This is a genomic window from Streptomyces altiplanensis, from assembly GCF_053591575.1.
The window spans coordinates 39,103-59,002 of record NZ_JBSFUB010000041.1; the positions used below are offsets into that span (position 1 = coordinate 39,103).

A 19,900-nucleotide genomic window follows, 5' to 3' on the forward strand; every position below is an offset into this window, starting at 1 on the left:
CTTCCGCCGGGCGGCGGGGCCGGGTTCAGCGGGCGAAGCCCAGGGTGACTCCGAGCCCGACCAGCGCCGATCCGATCGCGCGGTTGAGGGCCTTCTGGCGGCGCAGCAGGGCCGCGCGCAGCCGGGAGTCGGAGAAGAAGAGCGCGACCGCACCGAACCACCCGAGGTGGGCGGCCGACATGAACACGCCGTAGCCGGCCTGCTGCCACACGGGCGTCCCCGGCCCGACCACCTGGGTGAAGGTCGACACGACGAAGAGTGTCGTCTTCGGGTTGAGGACGTTGGTGAGGAAGCCGGAGCGCAGCGCGCCGAGCGGGCCCGGCTCCGGCTTCGACTCCAGGTCGACGGTGAGGTCGGCGCGGGCGGTGAAGGTACGGACGCCGACGTAGACGAGGTAGGCCGCGCCCGCCAGCTTGATCGCGGTGAAGAGCTCGGCCGACGAGGCGATCAGCAGTCCGACGCCGAGCATCGTGTACGTGACGTGGACGAGGACGCCCGCGGCGACTCCGCCGGCGGCGAACAGGCCGGTCGTACGCCCGTAGAGGCAGCTGTTGCGGACGACCATCGCGAAGTCGGCGCCCGGGCTGACGACGGCGAGGAGGGTGATGACGGCTACGGCGGTCACTTCGGTCATGGGGTGATGCTGGCGCCCGGGCGTCCGGCCATCAAGCGCTTCGCGGATACTGGACCGCATGATCGTGGCCACCGCGCAGTTCACGTCCGAGCCCGGTTCCGTCGACGCGAACGCGCGGCGGATGGCGGCGTACGTCCGGGAGGCGGCCGGGCGCGGAGCCCGTGTCACCGGCTTCGCCGAACTGGCCCTGACCGGGTACGAACTGGAACTGCTCGCCCGGGATCCGTCGCTGCTCGTCACGCCCGGCGACCCGCGCCTGGAACCGGTCAGGGCGGCCTGCCGCGAGACGGCCACGGCGGCCGTGGTCAACTGCGCGGCCCCGGCCACGGACGGCGGCGGCCGGCCCGCCATCGCGTCGTTCGTCCTGGGACCGGACGGCGCACTGCTCACCCGTTACGACAAGCAGCATCTGTACGAGAACGAACGCGACGTCTTCGCACCGGGCACGGGCGACGGGCGGTTCGCGCTGGACGGTGTGCGGTTCGCGCTGGCGACGTGTTTCGACAGCCACTTCCCGGACGTCGCGGAGCGGGCCGCCGCCGACGCCTGCCGTGTCTACATGGCGAGTTCGCTGTACGGGAGGGGGAACGGCGAGCGGGAGCGCCTCGCGGTCTATCCGGCGCGGGCGAGGGACCACGGGCTGTACGTCGTCCTCGCCAATCACGTGGGGCGGGCGGGGCCGTACGACGCCTGCGGGCTGAGCGCGGTGTGGGGCCCCGACGGTACGGCGCTCGCCGAGGCGGCGCCGTACGGGGCGGGTCTCGTCCTGGCGGAGGTGCCTGCGCGGTAGCCGTCTACGCGGTGGCGGGAGGCAGGGCCGCGCCGGCGTGGTCCGCGTCGGCCGACGGCTCCTCCAGCAGGTCCCGCGCCATCAGCGTCGCACCGGCCACCGCGCCCGGCATCAGGAAGACCGCGACCAGCGGCACGAGGAACGCGAGGGTGAGCGGGACGCCGAAGCCGAGAGTGAGCAGGCGGCGGCCGCGCAGCAGAGTGAGGCGCTGCTTCAGCTCGACGCCGCGCCGCTGGAGCGCCACGGACGTCAGCTCGTGCGCGAGGAAGAAGCCGGAGACGCAGAAGCCGAGCACGGGGACGACGGTCTGGCCGACGACGGGGATGAAACCGCAGGCGAAGAGCAGGACGCCGTACAGCACCACCCGGGCCAGGACGCGCGCGCTGTCGCGGGCGGAGATCCACAGCTCGCGGACCAGCGGGAGATCCGACTCGGGGGCGGTGCCGTCGGGGGACACGGAGCGGTCGACGCGCTCGGACAGCTCCTCGTAGAAGGGCTGGCCGACGAGCAGTGTCACGGCGGTGAAGGTGATCACCGCGAGGAACAGCGCGAGGGCGAAGAGCAGGGCGGTCAGCGCGCCGCGGAAGAGGCCGAGCCAGGGCGAGCCCCAGCCGTCGGCGAAGGGCGTGGCCCAGGCCGCGAGGTCGTCGGCGCCGTAGACGAGCCCGATGAGGGCGCCGGCGTACAGCACGAAGGTCACCAGGCCGGGCAGCAGTCCGAAGCCGTAGGACTTGCCGTGGCGGCCGACCCACCGCTGGCCCTTCATCAAGTAGCCGAAGCCCACCCCGAGATCACGCATGCGAACAGCCTATCCACTGCCCGAGGCGGACCTGGTACCGCGTACCCGGCCGGCCGTCCAGGTCGGTGTCGCCGACCGGGACGAAGCCGTTGCGGGTGAGGACGGCACGCGAGGCGGGGTTGTCGGCGGTGGTGGCCGCGGTGAGGACTTCGAGGCCGTAGTCGGTCGCGGCGCGCGTGCGGATCTCCCGCACGGCCGCGACCGCCAGGCCCCGGCCCGTGGCCCGCTCGGCGACGCGGTAGCCCAGGTCGGCGGTCGCGTCCGTGACGTCGACCAGGTTGACGCGTCCGAGGACGGCGCCCCGCTCGTCCACGAGGAGGTGGAAGTGGCACAGGCCGGCTTCCTGCTCGGCGAGGAGGGCCGCGTGGCGGGCCTCGAAGCGGGCGAAGTAGTCGTCGCCCCGGTCGGGCACCGACCGCGCGAAGTAGGCGCGGTTCTCCCGCTCGAAGGCGAGAAGGGCCGGGGCGTGGTCGTCACGCAGTCGTGTCAGGCGCAGGGAGGGGGCAGGAGCGGCATGGGTGGACCGTACAAGGCGTGAGCACGCTCGTCACTCGCGTTCCGCCCCGCAGGCGGGTGCGGGGCGGAGCGGACCGTGCGCGGCGCCACCGTGACGGCCGGTGGTGACCGGATCCGCCGGGCGGAATTCCCCGGGCGGGGGCCGTCCCGCGCCTGCCCGCACGGGCCGGGGGCCGCTCCGGCCGCCGGCTCAGCCGAGGCCCCCTCCCCGGCACCGGCGTGCAACGCCCTCTTGTTGCGGGGGGATTCACCAGGTAGACCCTGCGTAACGATCATCCCTGATCGCTTCCGACGCATCCGGAGATACGCATGGGCACAGGCATACCGAGACCTCTCCTCATCACCACCGCCGCCGTGGCAGGCGCACTTCTGCTCTCCTCCGTCCCCGCCGCCGCCCGGCCCGGTCCTCCCGCCGACGGCGGCGGGAACGGGAACGGCGTTCACCGGGAACGGGCCGCCGCCGGCCAGGAGAAGGCGGCGCGCACGCCGGCGGGCGCCGCCGCCGCGGCGCTCGACGGCCGGGCGTCCTTTGGGCCGCGGCACGACGGCGGATATCCGCGCCGTACCCGCCTCGTCCCGCCCGCACCGGATCCGGCCGACAAGTCCATCAAGCTGGGGCTCACGCCGTACCACTCCATCGCCCCGAAACTCAACGAGCTGCAGAAGCTGGGCGACCGGGTCAGCGTCGAGGTCGCCGGGCGGTCCGCCGGCGGCCACCAGCTGTACCTGGTGACCGTGACCGCGCCGGAGAGCGACCGTGAGGCCCGCGAGCAGGAGCGGATGCGGGAGCTGATCGAGAACGCGCCGGCCGCCGCCGCCAAGGACCGGCGCGTCAAGGCGGACTACAAGGCGCCGGTGTTCATCAACAACAACATCCACGGCAACGAGTGGGAGGGCACGGACGCCGCCCTGAGGCTCATCGAGGAGCTCGCGAAGGCGAAGGACCGCAAGACCGCCGATCTGCTGGCGAAGACCCGCGTCTACCTCAACGTGACCGCCAACCCCGACGGGCGGATCGCCGGCACCCGCGCCAACTCCAACGGCTTCGACCTCAACCGGGACTTCATCACCGCCACCCAGCCCGAGGCGCGCGCGATCCGGCGGATCGCCATCGACAAGCAGCCGGCCGTCATGATCGACCTGCACGGGTACGTCAACGGCACGCTCATCGAGCCGACGACCCCGCCGCACGGCGAGAACTACGAGTACGACCTCTTCCTCAAGAACTCCTACGCCAACGCGCTGGGGATGGAGCGGGCCGTCAACGGCCTCGGCTACACGGCGGAGAAGGACGGCGTCGAGCCCGCCGTCATCCCCTTCCGCGACCAGGAGGAGGGCTGGGACGACTGGCCGCCGATCTTCACGCCGCAGTACATGCCGTTCCAGGGCGCGGTCGCGGCGCACACCATCGAGTTCCCGATGCAGGTCAACAACCGGTCGTACGACACGCTGCCGGTCGCCGAGCTGCGCCGCAGGGCCGCCATCAACACGGACATCGCGGGCGCGGCGATGCGCGCGACCCTCGACTACACGGCCCAGAAGCGCTCTTCGGTCGTCGCCGACCAGATCGAGACGTTCCGGCGCGGCGCGGCGGGTGCCGCGCAGGTGCCGGTGTCGGAGGAGACCGTTCCGGGCGTGCCGGGGATCGGCCCCGAGGACGTCTACACGACGGACTTCCCCCGGGCGTACGTCGTCCCGGCGGGCCGGGGACAGCGGTCCGCGACGGCCGCGGCCCGGCTCGTCGACCACCTCGTCGCCAATGACGTGAAGGTGGAGCGCGCCCGGCGGGACTTCCGGCTCGGCGGCCGGTCGTACGAGGCGGGGTCGTACGTCGTCGACATGCGCCAGCCCAAGCGCGGGCTGGCCAACGTGATCCTGCACGAGGGGCGGGACATCAGCGCGGACGTCTCGACGATGTACGACATCTCGGGCTGGAGCCTCGGCCTGCTGTGGGGCGCGAGCGTCGAGAAGGTGCAGAAGGCTCCCGGCGGGGTGGATGTTCCGGGGCGTGCGGTGCGTGCCGCGTCGCCGACCGGTTACGTCGCTGCGCGCGGCGACCTCCAGCTGCGGCTCGGCGACCCCAGGGAGCTGGCCGCGCTCAACTCCCTGCTGAGGGACGGGGTGAAGGTGCGGCGTACGGCCGACGGCAGCGCGCTCGTGCCCGCCTCGGCCCGCAAGAAGGCCGCCGCTCTCGCCGTGCGGTACGGCGTCGCCTTCCACGCCACCAAGGCCAGGGGCGTCGCCCCGCTGCACCGCACCCGGGTCGCCGCGGCCGTCACGCCCGGCGAGCTGTTCGCGCTGCGCGAGATGGGCTTCGAGGTGCTGCCGGTCTCGACGGCCGCGCTCAACGCGGGCTTCGACTGGTCGGGGGCCGATGTGCTGTTCGTGTCGTCCGGGCTGGAGTACGGGAAGCTGGACGCGGCCGCGCGCGGCGCACTCGACGCGTTCCTCTCCGACGGTGGCGGCCTGGTCGGCCGCGGCGCCGCGGGCGCGGCGCTCAACGCCGGAGCCGGTCTGCTGGCGGCGGAGCCGGTCGAGGGCAACGGGGACGCCAACGGCGTCGTCCGGGTCTCCAACGCGGGCGGCGCGGTGTCCGGCGGCGCGCCGGAGCACACCTTCGTCTACTCGCCGATGTGGTTCACCGGCCTCGGCCCCGGTGTGCGGGTCGAGCAGTCGTACGGCACGGGGAACCCGCTCGTGTCCGGCCACTGGCGCGCGGCCGGGGACGGCAGCGGCGGCCCCGGGGACGCGGCCGGCCGGGCGGCCGTCGTCAGCGGTACGTCGGCGAAGGGCGCGCAAGTCGTGCTCTTCGGTACGGAGCCGCTGTTCCGCGCGCACCCGAAGGGCGCCTTCGCGCAGGTCGGGCGGGCGTTGATCCACTCGGCGGGCTGAGCCCGGAATAATCCCCCGGCGGCCGTTGCTTGATCACCCGGTCACTCACCCGTGACACACGTACACGCAGCTTCGAGGGGGAGCACACGATGCCGGAGAAGGTCACGGTGCAGGGCACGGTCGCCGAGGGATTCGAGGGTGTACGGGAGGAGTTCGCCGCCGTACTGGCCGAGGAGCGGCCGGGTCACGCCGACGCCCAGCTGGCCGTTTTCGCGGGAGGCCGGCAGGTCGTCGACCTGTGGGGCGGGGACGAGGTCACGGGCACCACGCTGCTCAACGTCTTCTCCTCCACCAAGGGCGCGGCGTACCTGGTCGTCGCGCTCCTGGCGCAGGACGGCGTACTGGACCTGGACCGGGAAGTGGCGCACTACTGGCCGGAGTTCGGGGCGGAGGGCAAGGCGGATCTCACGCTGCGCGAACTGCTCGCGCACCGGGCGGGGGTCGTCGGCGCCGACACCGGGTTCACGGACGAGGAGCTGACGGACGACCGCGTCATCGCGGAACGGCTGGCGGGGCAGCGGCCGTACTGGCGGGCGGGCACCGCCTTCGGCTATCACGGGCTGGTCATCGGCGCGCTGGCCGGTGAGGTCGTGTACCGGGCCACGGGGAAGACCCTCCAGGAGGTCTTCGAGGAGCGGGTCCGGGCGCCGTACGGCCTGGACTTCTACCTCGGGCTGCCCGAGGAGCTGGAACCGCGGGTCCTGGACATCCAGCCCATGGACCCGACACCGGCGCAGCAGGCGGAGCTCGACGCCGGCGCGGTCTCGCGGCACAGCCTGGGCGGCATCGCGTTCAACCTCCACGGGGAGAGGCCGACGGACCTGGTGGAGTGGGCCAACACACGGCTCGCGCGCGCCCGGGGCAACGCCTCCGCCGCCGGCCTGGCCCATGCGACCGCCATGGCGAAGATGTACGCGGCGGCCGTCGGTGAGGTGGACGGGCGTCCTCCGCTGCTGAAGCCGGACATGATCGCCGAGGTCGGGCAGATCCACTCGGAGGGCTACGACCTGGTGAGCCGCTCGCGCGGCGCCTTCGGTCTCGGCTTCCTGGCCCTTTCGGACGACTACCCCGCCCTGGGGGCGGGCGCGTTCGGGCACAGCGGGGCCGCCGGCTCCCTGGCGTTCGCCGACCCGCGCAGCGGTGTCACGTACGGCTACACGCGCCGCAGGTTCGCCTTCCCCGGCGGCGCGGCGCCCGAGAACGGCCGGCTGTCGGCTGCGGTCATGCGGGCGGCGACGGAGGCCGCGGGCGCGGGCGTCGTGGGTTAGGCCGTCCGTCCCCGCGAAGCCGTTCCCGCCGGCCGGAGCGACGGCGAAAGGCCGCACCCCGTGGACGGGGTGCGGCCTTTCGGCTCACGCGGTGCTTCGCGTTCCGGCAGACGTCAGACGACGGCCAGCTCGACCTTGATGTTGCCGCGGGTCGCGTTCGAGTACGGGCACACCTGGTGCGCCTTCTCCAGCAGATCCAGCGCGGTGACCTCGTCCACGGTCGGGATGTGCGCGGAGAGCGCGACCTCGAGGCCGAAGCCGCCGTTCCCGTTCGAGCCGATGCCGACCTTCGCGGTCACGGTCGAACCGGAGATGTCCACGTTCTCCTTGCGCGCGACGACGCCCAGCGCACCCTGGAAGCAGGCGCTGTAGCCGGCGGCGAAGAGCTGCTCCGGGTTGGTGCCTGCGCCGCTGCCGCCCATCTCCTTGGGCGGGTTGACGACGACGTCGAGCTTGCCGTCGTCCGACGCCACGCGGCCGTCACGGCCGTTCTCGGCGGTGGCGACAGCGGTGTACTTCACGTCTATGTCGAGAATGGTCATGCTGAAGCATTCCTCCTGCTGTGTACGCCGCGGCTCGCGCCCACGACCGCGACGGCTGGGGGTGAGCTTATCGGGTGAGCGAAACGATCATCTTGCCGGTGTTCTCGCCCCGGAGAAGACCGACGAACGCGTCATAGCCGTTCTCGATGCCCTCGACGACCGTCTCGCTGTACTTGAGCTCGCCCGAGCGGATGTACGCCGAGACGTCCTGGACGAACTGCGGCTGGAGCGCGGCGTGGTCGCCGACCAGCACGCCCTGGAGGCGCAGCCGCTTGCCGATGATCAGCGCCATGTTGCGCGGCCCCGGCGTGGACTCCGTGTTGTTGTACTGCGCGATCATGCCGCAGATCGTCGCGCGGCCGTGCACGTTGAGGGAGCCGATGGCCGCTTCGAGGTGGTCGCCGCCGACGTTGTCGAAGTAGACGTCGATGCCGTCGGGCGCGGCCTCGCGCAGCTGCTGCGCGACGGGGCCGTTCTTGTAGTTGAAGGCGGCGTCGAAGCCGAGGTCCTCGACCAGGTGCTTGACCTTCTCGTCGGAGCCCGCCGAGCCGATGACGCGCGAGGCGCCCCGCAGCTTCGCCAGCTGGCCGACCTGGCTGCCGACGGCGCCGGCCGCGCCGGAGACGAAGACCGCGTCGCCCTCCTTGAAGGAGGCGACCTCGAAGAGGCCCGCGTAGGCGGTGAGGCCCGGCATGCCCAGGACGCCGAGGTAGGCGGAGAGCGGGGCGAGCGAGGCGTCGACCTTGGTCGCGTGCTGCGCGGGGACGTCGGCGTACTCGCGCCAGCCGAGACCGTGCAGGACGTGGTCGCCGACGGCGAAGCGCTCGTCGGCGGAGGCGATGACCTCGCCGACCGCGCCGCCGTCCATCGGCTGGTCCAGCTTGAACGGCGGGACGTACGACTTCACGTCGTTCATGCGGCCGCGCATGTAGGGGTCGACCGAGAAGTGGAGATTGCGGACCAGGATGCGGCCCTCGCCCGGCTCGGTCACCGGGGCTTCACGCAGTGCGAAGTCCTCGGGCTTGGGCCAGCCGTGCGGGCGGGCGACGAGGTGCCAGGAACGGCCGGTCGTGGGCAGTGCGGTCATGCGGTGCGACCTCCTAGAAAAGCTTCAGGTGATGAAACAACCATGCTCCTGGATATTTAAGATTGTCAAGTAAGTGGGTACGATGAAGCACATGTCCCCTCGTGCAGACCATCTGACCCGCGAAGTCGTCGAGCTCATCGGCGAGGTCGTGGCCCGCTACTACGAGGAGTACGACGAAGCGGCGGCCAAGCACTCACTCACCGGCGCCCAGGCGCGCGTACTGAGTCTGCTCTCCGGTGAAGCGTTGCCCATGCGGCGCATCGCGAAAAAGTTGAAGTGCGAGCCGTCGAACGTCACCGGGATCATCGACCGGCTGGAGACGCGCGGCCTGGTGGAACGGAAGCCGGACCCCGCCGACCGGCGCGTCAAGCTCGCCGCCGTCACCGCGGACGGGCGCCGGACCGCGGACCTGCTGCGCGACTCGCTGGACTTCGCGCGCGAGCCGCTCGGTGAACTGTCGGACGACGAGCGCACCGCACTGCGGGACCTGCTGAAGCGGATGCTCGGGGGCTGACCCCGGGGCCCTCAGCCCCTCCGCCCGCCCTCTCCGCGCCCCGCCCCTCTGCCTCACCCGCCGTCCGGCCGGATCAGGTGCACCACCACAGGAACCGGTCGCAGGTCTCGGTCGGCGTGGGTTCCGGTGTCGGCTGGGGGGCGGGGCCGGTGCCGGGGCCCGGGTCCGCGGACGACGCCGGCGGCGGGGCCGGCGACGCGGGCGGTGCGGGCGCGGACGACGCGCCGCTCCCGGTCTCCGCCGGTGCGCCACCGGTCTCCGCGTCCAGAACCGTCGCGGCGCCGGTGCCGGTGGCGGTGTCACTGGCACGGGGGCTGCCGGCGTCCGTGGCTTTCGCCGAGGGGGACTTCGACGCCTCGGCGGACGGCGAGCCGCTTTCCGAAGCCGAGGCCGAGGCCGAGGCGGTACGCGCCGCCGCCGACGGCTCCGCCCCCGTGTTCCCCACGCCGCCGTCGCCGGTCCGGGCCGGCTGCCCGTCCGGGCCTGCCCCGTTCGCGTCCCCGCCCTCGCCGTCGCCCTGCGCGGTCCCGGACGCCAGGCCCTCGCCCACGGACTCCGTGGCGAGCTCGGCCAGGCTCAGCGCGCCCCCGGCCAGCACCAGGCCCATGCAGACGAGGACCATCTTGCGGCCCCGGCGCCGGTGCGCCCTGCGGGCACGCTGGGAACCGGTACGCCGGGCGGCACGGCCGGGACCCGCAGGACCCCCGGAATCCTCGGGGGCCTCGGGACCTTCGGGGCCAGACGGCGCCGCGGGCCCGGCAGGCCCGGCCGGCCCGGCGAATCCTTGGTGGCCGTCGTCACCGTGACGGGCGTCGTGCTCCGACGGCGTCCAGGGCGCGGCGTGACCGAATCCACCGGCGGGAGCTCCGCATCCGGCACAGGCCAGAGCGCCGTTGAGGTGCCTGCGGCAGGAGTAGCAGTAATCCATGGCGCCCGCAGGCTACGCGTCCCGGGGGCAACATCGGGGACCACGCCTGTGAGGATCTTGTGTGGAATTTCGTGTTCCGCAGCGTGTCGGCGGGGCAGGGCAGGATGGGCGTATGCATACGGGCACGCACCCCTTCGGACCGCTCGACTTCCAGCTGGTGCTGTTGCGCCGGATGGCCGACCATCAGCCGGGCCTGGTCGAGGACGCCCGCCGGGAGCTCGGAGCGACGGCGGCGGAGATGCGCGAGGCCAATCGCCGCTGGCAGAGCGGGAGCCGCTCCCCCGCCCCCAGAACCGCGGGGGAAAACCGTCCGGGGCGGACGCGCGGCGCGGTGGCGCGCTATCGCTCGGTGCTCGGGCCGCCCGAGACGTCCGTACGCCGCAGGGCCGGCGACCTGGAGTGCGTCGCCCTGGCCTGGCCGGTGCCGCTCTGGCCCGGCCTGCGCTTCGAGGTGCTGACCGCGCCGGGCGGCGCCGTATGGAACGAATGGCTGGTCCGCGCCCCCGGCGCCCCGGCGCCCGAGCTGCGCACGGCCGGTGATCTGCGCCCCTGGTCGTGCACCGTCGACGAGGTGGCCCGCGCCTTCCCGCCGGCTCGCCCGATGGAGGGAACGGCGCCCACGCGGTGGCGGCTCCGACTGACGCTGCCCGACGGGAAGGCGTGCGTCGCGGAGTTCACCTGGGGTTTGTTGCAGCGTGTGGAGTTTCCTGACGCCTCGTGACACCGGGCCGCCCGGCTCCTGGCACGGCGTCAGCTCGTACGCCCGACCGGCTCATCCCAGCGCGCGCACGGCCACCGGCCCCCGCACGATGCGAAGCAGGACCGGCGCCCGCCGGTCCGTCAGTGCTCTCGGGAGAAGACCCTGCCGTGACCGTCCGTCTTGAGCAGTTGCGCCGTTGCCATATCGCCGTCGACCTCGGGGCCGCCAGGACCCGCGTGTACGTCAAGGGCTGCGGGCTCGTCGTCGACGAGCCGAGTGTGGCCGCCGTGAACACCCGCAGCGGCGCCCTCATCGCCGTCGGTGCCTTCGCCGAGCAGATGACGGGCCGCACGCCGGACTACATCCGAGTCGTACGGCCCGTGTCCGGCGGCACCGTCGTCGACATCGAAATGGCCCAGCGCATGCTGCGCCACCTCCTCGGGGACAAGCTCCGGCGTCAGCTCCGCCGCAAGCCGCGGCTGCGCGCCGCCGCCTGCACCCCGCACGACAGCGACCCGCTCGCCAAGCGCGCGGCCGTCGAAACCCTGATCGGGCTCGGTGCGCGCCGCGTCGAGCTGGTCGACACCCTCATCGCAGCCGCCGTCGGCTGCGGGCTGCCCGTGGAGAAGCCGTCAGCCACCATGATCATGGTGTGCGGGGCGGCCGCCACCCAGGTCGCGGTGCTCTCGCTCGGCTCGATCGTCACCGCCGAGCGCATGCCGGTCGGCGGCAACGCCATCGACCACGCCGTGCTCCAGTACCTGCGTCAGAACCACCAACTGATGGTGCCGAGCCAGTCCGTACGCCCCCTCCACCTGGCCCTCCGGGGCAACGGTCTGACCTCGGAGGGTCCCGTGTCCACCGAGATCCACGGCCGGGACGTGGTCACGGGCCTCGCCCGCTCCGTGCAGGTCGACACCGCCGCCGTGCGCCAGGCCATCCACGCCCCCCTCACCACCGTGCTCGACGGGCTCGGGAAGGTGTTGCGCGACTGCCCGCCCGACCTGGTGGCCGATCTGGTCGAGTGCGGGATCATGATGGTCGGCGGCAGCGCGCTGCTGCCGGGCCTCGACCAGATGCTGCGGGACGCGACGGGCATGCCGGTGCACATCGCGGAACGGCCCGACGTCTGCTCCGTGCTCGGCCTCGGGGCGATGCTCGAAGGAAAGATCCAGCCGATGACCCTCCAGCCGATCAGGCGCTGAGCGCGTACGGGGCTACGGGGCTACGGGGCTACGGGACACCCATGGACCCGGAGAGCGGCGCACGCGTGGTGCCCCGGCTGCCGGTGCTGCTGGAGGCCGTGCTGAGCGTCGGCTCCGACCTCGATCTGCGCGCCACGCTCCAGCACATCGTGGACACCGCCACGGAGCTGGCCGGGGCGCGGTACGGCGCGCTCGGAGTGGTCGGTCCCGAGCGCGGCACCATCACGGAGCTCTACACCTCGGGCGCCGACGACGAGGCACGGGAGCGCATCGGCCGGCTGCCGGACGGACACACCGGCCTGCTCGGCCACCTCGTCCAGGACCCGCGGCCGCTGCTCGTCCCCGACCTGTCCGCCGACCCGCGCGCGGCGGGTCTGCCACCGGGGCATCCCGCCATGCGTTCCTTCGTCGGGGTCCCGGTCCGGGTCGGCACCGAGGTCTTCGGCAACCTCTACCTGACCGAGAAGCAGGGGACGGCCGGTTTCACCACGGACGACCTGGCACTGCTGCGGGTGCTCGCCTCGCAGGCGGGCATCGCGATCGGCAACGCGCGGCTGTACGAGACGGCCCGCCGGCGGGAGCGCTGGATCGAGGGCGCCGCCGCCTGCACCACCGCCCTGCTCACCGGCGAGAGCCCCGAGGACGCCCTGACGACCGTGGCCGAGCAGGCCCGTGTCCTCGCCGACGCCTCGGCGGGCGTGGTCCTCCAGCCCACCGCCGAGGGCGGCATGGAGATCGTCGCGGCCTCGACGCCCGACGACCCCGCCGACCTGCTCGGCGCCGTCATCGGGCCCGGCAGTCCCGTCCTGGAGCAACTGCTCGGCGGGGAGCCGGTGTTCATCGACGACTCGGCGACCGACGAGCGCATGACCACGCGCGTACGGGGCCGCTTCGGACCGAGCATGATGCTGCCGCTCCAGAGCGGTGGCAGGCTGATCGGCACACTCGCCCTGCCGAGGCGGCGCGGCGGTCCTCCGTACACGGCCGCCGACCGGCTGCTCGCCTCGCAGTTCGCCTCGCAGGCGTCGCTCGCGCTCGTCCTGGCGGACAGCGGGCACGACCGGGAGCGGCTGGCGGTGTTCGAGGACCGCGACCGGATCGCGCGCGACCTGCACGACCTCGTCGTACAGCGGCTGTTCGCCACCGAGATGATGCTGGAGTCCACCCGGCGGCGGGCCTCCGCCGCGACGGACACACCGACGGACCTGGACGGACTGCTCGGCGCGGCCGTCGACGAGCTGGACTCCACCATCCAGGAGGTACGGACCGCCATCTTCGCTCTCCAGCAGCCCCCGGCGGACGCGCCCGCCGGTTTCCGGGGCCGGGTCCTGCGCGAGACGGCCGGCGCCGCCACGCTGCTGGGTTTCCAGCCGTCGGTGCACTTCACGGGCGCGGTGGACACCCTGGTGCACGAACCGGTGGACCGGCAGCTGCTGACGGCGCTGCGCGGCGCGCTCGCGGCGGCGCACCGGCGGGCGGGGGTCACGGAGGTCGGGGTGACGGTCGACGCGAAGGCGCGGATGCCGGACGGGCGGGACGGCGTACGGCTGACGGTGACCGACGACGGGACGGCCGGGAACGGGCGGCGCGGTACGACGGTCACCTGGCAGGCACCGCTGTGACGCACGGGCTGCGGTCGCCGGAGAGGGAGCCGTAAGGTCGGCCGCATGGCTGCCTCTCCTCCCTCCTCCCCGCTGTTCCCCGCCCTGCACCTGCGTTCGGACCGGCCCGCGCTGCGGTTCGGCGACCGTACGCTGACGTACGCCGGACTCGCCCGTGCCGCCGGCGGACTGGCCGCCCGGATCGCGGGCGCCGGGCGGGTGGCCGTCTGGGCCACGCCGAGTCCGGAGACGGCGGTGGGCGTGGTCGCGGCGCTGCTGGCGGGGGTGCCCGCGGTGCCGCTCAACCCGAAGACCGGGGAGCGGGAGCTGGCGCACATCGTGGCGGACAGCGCGCCGACGGTGGTGCTGGCCGCGCCCGGCGCCGGGCTCCCCCCGGCGCTGGGGAAGCTGGAGCGTATCGACGTCCCGGTGACGGGCGGTGCGCCGGGGCCGCTGCCCGACGAGCCGCCGCCTGGCTCCCCCGCGCTGGTCGTCTACACGTCGGGGACGACCGGGCCGCCCAAGGGCGCCGTCCTGCCGCGCCGCGCGATCGCCGCGACGCTGGACGCGCTGGAGGACGCGTGGGAGTGGACGGCCGACGACGTGCTGGTGCACGGGCTGCCGCTGTTCCACGTGCACGGGCTGATCCTGGGCGTCCTCGGGCCGCTGCGGCGCGGCGGCGAGGTGCGGCACCTGGGCAGGTTCGACGTACGGGGCGTCGCACGGGAGCTTTCGGCGGGCGCGACGATGTTCTTCGGCGTACCGACGATGTACCACCGGCTGGCCGAAGCGCTCGACGGCGACCGGGAGCTGGCGAAGGCCCTGGCCGGGGCCCGGCTGCTGGTGTCGGGGTCGGCGCCGCTGCCGGAGCGCGACCACCGGCGGATCACGGCGGCGACGGGGCGTGCGGTGATCGAGCGGTACGGCATGACCGAGACCCTGATGAACACGTCGGTACGGGCCGACGGCGAGGCCCGCCCCGGCACGGTCGGACTGCCGCTGGCCGGTGTCGAACTGCGGCTGGTGGACGAGGCGGACGGCATCGGCGAGATCCAGGTGCGCGGGCCGAACCTCTTCACGGAGTACCTGAACCGCCCGGACGCGACGGCCGCCGCCTTCGACGGGCCCTGGTTCCGTACGGGCGACATGGCGAGCAGGGACCCCGACGGTTACGTGCGCATCGTCGGACGCAAGGCCACCGACCTCATCAAGAGCGGCGGCTACAAGATCGGCGCGGGCGAGATCGAGAACGCGCTGCTGGAGCACCCGGGGGTGGCGGAGGCCGCCGTCACGGGTGAGCCGGACGAGGATCTGGGCGAGCGGATCGTGGCGTGGATCGTGCCGGCGGATCCGCAGTCGCCGCCGTCCGGGGCGGAGCTGGCCTCCCATGTGGCGGGGCTGCTGGCCCCGCACAAGCGGCCGCGCGCGGTCCGGCTGCTGGAGTCCCTGCCGCGCAACGACATGGGCAAGATCATGAAGCGGGCGCTCGGCGGCTAGGGCGCGCCGCGCCCCGCCCTGCCGTCCGAGCCCGTACGTCCGCTCGGCCGTCCGAGCCCGTACGTCCGCTCGGCCGTCCCGGCGAAGACGTCGGCCCGCTCCCCCTCCCCCAGCCCGGCGGTCAGCTCCCGCGCCGCCGCGAGGACACCGGCGTACGGCGACGCCAGCTCGCACACCGGCCAGTCGGAGCCGAACATCAGCCGGTCCGGGCCGAACGCGTCGAGCACCGTGTCACCGTACGGGCGCAGGTCCTCCACGGTCCAGGCCGCCCGGTCCGCCTCGGTGACCAGGCCCGACAGCTTGCACACGGTGTTGGGCAGCGCGGCGAGGCGCCGCACCTCCGAGGCCCACGGCTCCAGCTCGCCGGACGCGACCGGCGGCTTGCCCGCGTGGTCGAGGACGAAGCGGAGTCCGGGGTGCGCCGCCGCGGCCTTCGCGGCGGCGGGGAGCTGGCCCGGCAGGACCACCAGGTCGTAGACGAGCCCGGCGGCGGCGACCGCTTCGAGACCGCGGTGCACGTCGTGGCGCAGCAGCCACTCGGGGTCCGGTTCGCCCTGCACCTGGTGGCGGATGCCCACCAGGCGGTCGCCGCCCGGCAGTTCGCGGAGCCCGGCGAGCGCGTCGGCGACCCCGGGCGCGGTGAGGTCGGTCCAGCCGACGACGCCCGCCACCAGGTCGCTCGTGGCGGCGAGCGCCAGGAACTCCGGGGTCTCCTCGGCCGCCGTGACCGTCTGGACGAGTACGGTCGCCCGGACTCCGGCGGCGGCGGCCTGCGGGGCGAGGTCGCCGATGAGGAAGTCGCGGCGCAGCGGGGCCAGTTCGGGGCCGGTGATCCAGTCCTGGTCGCGTACGGACAGGTCCCAGACGTGGTGGTGGGCGTCGACGATGCGCACAGCGGTCACAGCGGTCACAGCTCCCAGGCGACCGGGAGGCCGGCCCCGGCGGCGCGGACGGCCGCCGTCAGTTCGGCCGGGGCCTCGCGGTGGGCCTGCTCGTACTCCTCGACGCGGTCGGCGCGGACCCGTGTGCGCAGGGCGACTCTCATTCAAGGCTCCTCGGAGACGGCGGGCACTGCGGGCACTGCGGGGGTGTGCGGGCCGCGTGCGGCGAGGCCGGCCCTCACGGCCGCCCGGCTTCCGCCGGGACCGGTACGCCCGCCCCCAGCAGGCCCTCTGCGCGCAGTTCCTCCCACATCCGCGCGGGCACCCCTCTCACGAACAGGGCGGCCGCGTCCGCCACCTCGGCCGCCGACCGCATCCCGACCAGCACACTCGCCACCGCCGCCCCGCCGAAGGGGAAGCGCAGGGCGGCGGCGCGCAGCGGGACGCCGTGGCGCTCGGCGACGGTCTTGGCGCGCAGGGCGCGGTCGAGGAGGTTCATCGGCGCGGGGGCGTAGTCGTACGTCGCGCCGGGGCGCGGGTCGGCCAGCAGACCGGAGTTGAAGACGCCGCCGACGACGACGCTCTTGCCGCGGGCGGCGGCCTCGGGGAGCAGCTCACCGGCCGCACGCTGGTCGAGGAGGGTGTAGCGCCCCGCGCACAGCACGGCGTCGACATCGGTGTCGCGGAGGAAGCGGGTGAGCATCCCGGTCTGGTTCATGCCGGCGCCGATCGCCCGTACGGTCCCTTCGGCGCGCAGCCGCTCCAGGGCCGGGTAACCCTCGCGGAACGCCTGCTCGGCGTGGTCGTCGGGGTCGTGGAGGTAGACGACGTCGATCCGGTCCAGGCCGAGCCGGCGAAGGCTGTCCTCGACGGAGCGCCGGACGCCGTCACCGCTGAAGTCCCAGACGCGGCGGTGCGTGGCGGGTACGGCGAAGCCCGCGTCCGGGCCGACGGACCCGCCGGAGCCGTCGGCCCCGCCCGCCTCCTCCAGCAACCGCCCCGCCTTGGTGGAGAGGGTGTACGTGTCGCGGGGGCGGTCGCGCAGGGCGTCGCCGAGACGCCGCTCGGAGAGCCCGAGGCCGTAGTGGGGTGCGGTGTCGAAGTAGCGGATGCCCGCGTCCCAGGCGGCGTCGACCGCCGAGGCGGCGTCCTCGTCGGTGACGGGGGTGAAGAGATTGCCGAGGGCCGCCGCCCCGAAGGACAGCGCGGTGACGGGCACCCCGCTGCGCCCGAGCGTGGTGACGTCCCCCGGGCTCACCGGCGTACCCGGCGCACCCGGCGTGCCCGGCGCACTCACCGGCCCGCCCGGTCCGCCGGATCCGCCGGGCGCAGGCGCAGGCCCTGCATCCCCCCGTCGACCGCGAGCGCGGTGCCGGTGACGGAGGCCGCGGCGGGGCTCGCCAGGTAGGCGATGGCGGCGGCCACTTCCTCGGCACCGACCAGGCGGCCCATGGGCTGACGGGCGTTGAGGGCGGCGCGTTCGGCCTCCGGGTCGTCGGCGGCGTCCAGGAGGCGGCCGACCCAGGGGGTGTCGGCCGTGCCCGGGTTGACGCAGTTGACGCGTACCCCTTCCCGTACGTGGTCGGCGGCCATGGCGAGGGTCAGGGACAGCACCGCCCCCTTGCTGGCGCTGTAGAGCGCGCGCTGCGGCAGCCCGGCGGTCGCGGCGATCGAGCAGGTGTTGACGATCGCGGCGTGCGCGGACCGCCGCAGGTGCGGCAGCGCGGCACGGGAGACGCGGACCATGCCGAGGACGTTGACGTCCAGGACGCGGTGCCACTGCGCGTCGTCGTTGTCCTCGACCGTGCCGGCGGCGCCGATGCCCGCGTTGTTGACCAGGATGTCGAGCCCGCCGAGCCGGTCCACCACCGCGGCGACCCCTTCCCGTACGGACGCGTCGTCCGAGACGTCGGCCTTGACGCCGAGCAGTGGCGCCCGCGCACCGGCCGGGTCGAGGTCGAGTACGGCGACATCGGCGCCGCGTGCGGCGAGCAGCAGCGCGGTGGCGTGGCCGATGCCGGAGGCACCGCCGGTCACCAGGGCCTTCAGCCCGTCGAGACGGTTCGGGTCGGTCTCGCTCATACGGCGGCCTCCTCGGCAGCGGCGGTGACGGCGTCAGGAGCAGTGGCAGGAGCAGGAGCAGGAGCGGTGGCAGGAGTCGCGCCTGCCAGGTCGGCGGCCCAGAACGAGCCGCCCGGATAGGTGAATTGGGCGATGGACTCAGGGCGCATCATGGCCGAGAAGCCCGGCGCGTCCGGTGCCGCGTAGTGCCCGCCCCGCATCACCACGGGGTCGGTGAAGTGCTCGTGGAGGTGGTCGACGTACTCGATGACGCGGTTCTCGGTGGTCCCCGTGAGCGCGACGTAGTCGAACATCGACAGGTGCTGCACCAGCTCGCACAGCCCGACGCCGCCCGCGTGCGGGCACACCGGCACCCCGAACGCCGCGGCGAGCAGCAGGATCGCCAGGTTCTCGTTGACCCCGCCGACCCGCGCCGCGTCGATCTGGAGCACGTCGATGGCCCCGGCCTGGAGGAGCTGCTTGAAGACGATGCGGTTCTGCACGTGCTCGCCGGTGGCGACCCTCACCGGCGCCACCGCCCTGCGGATCTCGGCGTGTCCGAGGATGTCGTCGGGGCTGGTCGGCTCCTCGATCCAGTACGGGTCGAACTCCGCCAGCGCCCGCGTCCACTCGACGGCCTCGCCGACGTTCCACCGCTGGTTGGCGTCGACGGCGATGCGGATGTCCGGGCCGACGGCGGCGCGCGCGGCCCGCATCCGCCGGATGTCGTCCGCCAGGTCCGCGCCGACCTTCAGCTTGATCTGGGTGAAGCCGTCGGCGACGGCCTCCCGCGCCAGCCGGGTCAGCTTCTCGTCCGAGTAGCCGAGCCAGCCGGGTGAGGTGGTGTAGCCGGGGTATCCGTCCGCGCGCAGCAGCGCCTCCCGCTCGCCGCGCCCGCTCCGGCCCCGCCGCAGGAGCCCCAGCGCGTCCTCGGCGCTGAGTACGTCGGCGATGTAGCGGAAGTCGACCTGGGAGACGAGCCATTCGGGTTCGGCGTCGGCCAGGAACTTCCACAGCGGCTTGCCCGCCCGCTTGGCGGCCAGGTCCCAGGCGGCGTTGACCACCGCCCCGATCGCCATGTGCATCACGCCCTTCTCCGGGCCGAGCCAGCGCAACTGACTGTCCCCGGTCAGGTCCCGGCCGAGCGTGCCGGGGTCCGCGCACAGCCCGTCGACCGGCCGGCCGACGAGGTGCGGGCGCAGGGCCTCGACCGCCGCGACCTGGACGTCGTTGCCGCGTCCGATGGTGAAGGTGAAGCCGTGCCCCTCGTGCCCGTCCGCCGCGTCGGTGCGCAGCACCACGTAGGCGGCGGAGTAGTCGGGGTCGGGGTTCATGGCGTCGGAGCCGTCGAGCTCGCGCGAGGTGGGGAATCTGATGTCGTACGTGTCGACGGCGGTGATGCGGGGACCTGTTCCGGTCACGTAGGGGCTGCCTCTCACGGTCGGTCGAAGGCCCGGCGCCCGCCGCCGGGTTCGGGCCCCATGTGCGGGCCGGGGGTCTCACCGGGTCGATGAGGGGCCCTTCCCGTCGGGGTGCTCGACGCTGTCCTTGGCGCTGCCGCACGCGGCGGGCGCCGGCGAGGCACAGGCGGCCAGGGCCACCGCACGTACCGCTCCCGTCCTGTTCCCCACTGTCCTGCCAGTCATCGGACGACTCCTCGACGAAGGGAAGTGATGGCCCGCGCAGGGCGGCACGGCCAGATCTCGCCGGGGCCGCGACGAATATCTATCAGACCTCTCCGCCCCTTCAACACCCCTCAGGCGCCAATTCCCCGGCAAAAACGGCTCATTGATCCGATGAATGGCGTGACGAAGCCGCCTAGGAACGCAAGAACCTCCGGCCGCGCCCGCGAGGGCGCGACCGGAGGCTCCCGTCGCCTGCCGGTCCGGACTAGGGCCTGTTGTGAAAGTGCTGGTCACAGCCATTCGTTGATGGCTGCGACCAGCACTGTTGCTTCGTAGCGGACGGCGAGTTTGTCGTATCGC

19 protein-coding genes and 1 pseudogene are annotated in these 19,900 nt (G+C 73.6%); 8 read left to right on the top strand and 12 right to left on the bottom strand.

What is annotated here, in order from left to right:
- Window positions 1-25: 25 nt before the first annotated feature.
- A complete protein-coding gene (locus ACWD0Y_RS19335) occupies window positions 26-634 on the bottom strand; it encodes a LysE family translocator (protein ID WP_450261545.1) in 609 nt (202 codons plus the stop codon).
- Window positions 635-692: 58 nt separating this feature from the next.
- Here ACWD0Y_RS19335 and ACWD0Y_RS19340 point away from each other — a divergent pair, with 58 nt between their 5' ends.
- Complete coding sequence (locus tag ACWD0Y_RS19340) at window positions 693-1,424, top strand: carbon-nitrogen hydrolase family protein (protein WP_450261546.1); 732 nt, start codon at window positions 693-695, stop codon at window positions 1,422-1,424.
- 4 nt (window positions 1,425-1,428) lie between these two features.
- Here the strand turns inward: ACWD0Y_RS19340 and ACWD0Y_RS19345 are convergent, their stop codons facing one another.
- Window positions 1,429-2,223, bottom strand: a complete 795-nt coding sequence (locus ACWD0Y_RS19345) for an EI24 domain-containing protein (protein WP_450261547.1) — start codon at window positions 2,221-2,223, stop codon at window positions 1,429-1,431.
- Window positions 2,216-2,719, bottom strand: coding sequence for a GNAT family N-acetyltransferase (locus ACWD0Y_RS19350; protein WP_450261564.1), 504 nt, complete (start codon window positions 2,717-2,719; stop codon window positions 2,216-2,218). The genes ACWD0Y_RS19345 and ACWD0Y_RS19350 overlap by 8 nt, the downstream gene beginning before the upstream one ends.
- 329 nt (window positions 2,720-3,048) lie before the next feature.
- Here ACWD0Y_RS19350 and ACWD0Y_RS19355 point away from each other — a divergent pair, with 329 nt between their 5' ends.
- Both ACWD0Y_RS19355 and ACWD0Y_RS19360 read left to right on the top strand, forming a co-directional pair.
- Window positions 3,049-5,631, top strand: coding sequence for a M14 family zinc carboxypeptidase (locus ACWD0Y_RS19355; RefSeq protein ID WP_450261548.1), 2,583 nt, complete (start codon window positions 3,049-3,051; stop codon window positions 5,629-5,631).
- Between the two features lie 89 nt (window positions 5,632-5,720).
- Window positions 5,721-6,899: a serine hydrolase domain-containing protein gene (locus ACWD0Y_RS19360; RefSeq protein WP_450261549.1), complete on the top strand. Its 1,179-nt coding sequence runs from the start codon at window positions 5,721-5,723 to the stop codon at window positions 6,897-6,899.
- A gap of 113 nt (window positions 6,900-7,012) precedes the next feature.
- Here ACWD0Y_RS19360 and ACWD0Y_RS19365 read toward each other — a convergent pair whose 3' ends face one another.
- Complete coding sequence (locus ACWD0Y_RS19365; RefSeq protein WP_450261550.1) at window positions 7,013-7,441, bottom strand: organic hydroperoxide resistance protein; 429 nt, start codon at window positions 7,439-7,441, stop codon at window positions 7,013-7,015.
- A gap of 67 nt (window positions 7,442-7,508) precedes the next feature.
- Window positions 7,509-8,528 (bottom strand): NADP-dependent oxidoreductase, encoded by a 1,020-nt coding sequence (locus ACWD0Y_RS19370; protein ID WP_450261551.1) that lies wholly within the window; start codon window positions 8,526-8,528, stop codon window positions 7,509-7,511.
- A gap of 91 nt (window positions 8,529-8,619) precedes the next feature.
- On the opposite strand from ACWD0Y_RS19370, the gene ACWD0Y_RS19375 reads away from it, so the two are divergent.
- A complete protein-coding gene (locus ACWD0Y_RS19375; RefSeq protein ID WP_450261552.1) occupies window positions 8,620-9,042 on the top strand; it encodes a MarR family winged helix-turn-helix transcriptional regulator in 423 nt (140 codons plus the stop codon).
- A 73-nt stretch (window positions 9,043-9,115) separates the two neighbouring features.
- Here the strand turns inward: ACWD0Y_RS19375 and ACWD0Y_RS19380 are convergent, their stop codons facing one another.
- A complete protein-coding gene (locus ACWD0Y_RS19380) occupies window positions 9,116-9,970 on the bottom strand; it encodes an SCO2400 family protein (RefSeq protein ID WP_450261553.1) in 855 nt (284 codons plus the stop codon).
- A gap of 112 nt (window positions 9,971-10,082) precedes the next feature.
- Between ACWD0Y_RS19380 and ACWD0Y_RS19385 the strand changes: the two genes are divergently transcribed.
- From ACWD0Y_RS19385 to ACWD0Y_RS19400, 4 genes are all read left to right on the top strand, one after another.
- A complete protein-coding gene (locus tag ACWD0Y_RS19385; protein WP_450261554.1) occupies window positions 10,083-10,691 on the top strand; it encodes a hypothetical protein in 609 nt (202 codons plus the stop codon).
- Window positions 10,692-10,837: 146 nt separating this feature from the next.
- Window positions 10,838-11,875, top strand: coding sequence for a rod shape-determining protein (locus ACWD0Y_RS19390; RefSeq protein ID WP_450261555.1), 1,038 nt, complete (start codon window positions 10,838-10,840; stop codon window positions 11,873-11,875).
- Between the two features lie 41 nt (window positions 11,876-11,916).
- Window positions 11,917-13,497, top strand: coding sequence for a sensor histidine kinase (locus ACWD0Y_RS19395; RefSeq protein ID WP_450261556.1), 1,581 nt, complete (start codon window positions 11,917-11,919; stop codon window positions 13,495-13,497).
- Window positions 13,498-13,542: 45 nt separating this feature from the next.
- A complete protein-coding gene (locus ACWD0Y_RS19400; RefSeq protein WP_450261557.1) occupies window positions 13,543-14,973 on the top strand; it encodes an acyl-CoA synthetase in 1,431 nt (476 codons plus the stop codon).
- On the opposite strand, the gene ACWD0Y_RS19405 is transcribed toward ACWD0Y_RS19400, so the two are convergent.
- The 6 genes and pseudogenes from ACWD0Y_RS19405 to ACWD0Y_RS19430 form a co-directional block, all read right to left on the bottom strand.
- The gene (locus ACWD0Y_RS19405; RefSeq protein WP_450261558.1) at window positions 14,970-15,884 is read right to left on the bottom strand and encodes an amidohydrolase family protein; all 915 of its coding nucleotides are present in this window, start codon (window positions 15,882-15,884) and stop codon (window positions 14,970-14,972) included. The two genes, ACWD0Y_RS19400 and ACWD0Y_RS19405, sit on opposite strands and share 4 nt — an antisense overlap.
- A gap of 5 nt (window positions 15,885-15,889) precedes the next feature.
- A pseudogene (locus ACWD0Y_RS19410) lies at window positions 15,890-16,018 on the bottom strand (L-rhamnose mutarotase); the annotation flags it as partial.
- Between the two features lie 74 nt (window positions 16,019-16,092).
- On the bottom strand, window positions 16,093-17,112 hold the full coding sequence (locus ACWD0Y_RS19415; protein WP_450261559.1) for an aldo/keto reductase: 1,020 nt from the start codon (window positions 17,110-17,112) through the stop codon (window positions 16,093-16,095).
- A 35-nt stretch (window positions 17,113-17,147) separates the two neighbouring features.
- Window positions 17,148-17,936, bottom strand: a complete 789-nt coding sequence (locus ACWD0Y_RS19420) for an SDR family NAD(P)-dependent oxidoreductase (protein WP_450261560.1) — start codon at window positions 17,934-17,936, stop codon at window positions 17,148-17,150.
- Window positions 17,933-19,336, bottom strand: a complete 1,404-nt coding sequence (locus ACWD0Y_RS19425; RefSeq protein ID WP_450261561.1) for an enolase C-terminal domain-like protein — start codon at window positions 19,334-19,336, stop codon at window positions 17,933-17,935. Before ACWD0Y_RS19425 ends, ACWD0Y_RS19420 begins: the two co-directional genes overlap by 4 nt.
- 78 nt (window positions 19,337-19,414) lie before the next feature.
- A complete protein-coding gene (locus ACWD0Y_RS19430; protein ID WP_450261562.1) occupies window positions 19,415-19,561 on the bottom strand; it encodes a hypothetical protein in 147 nt (48 codons plus the stop codon).
- Window positions 19,562-19,900: the final 339 nt, after the last annotated feature.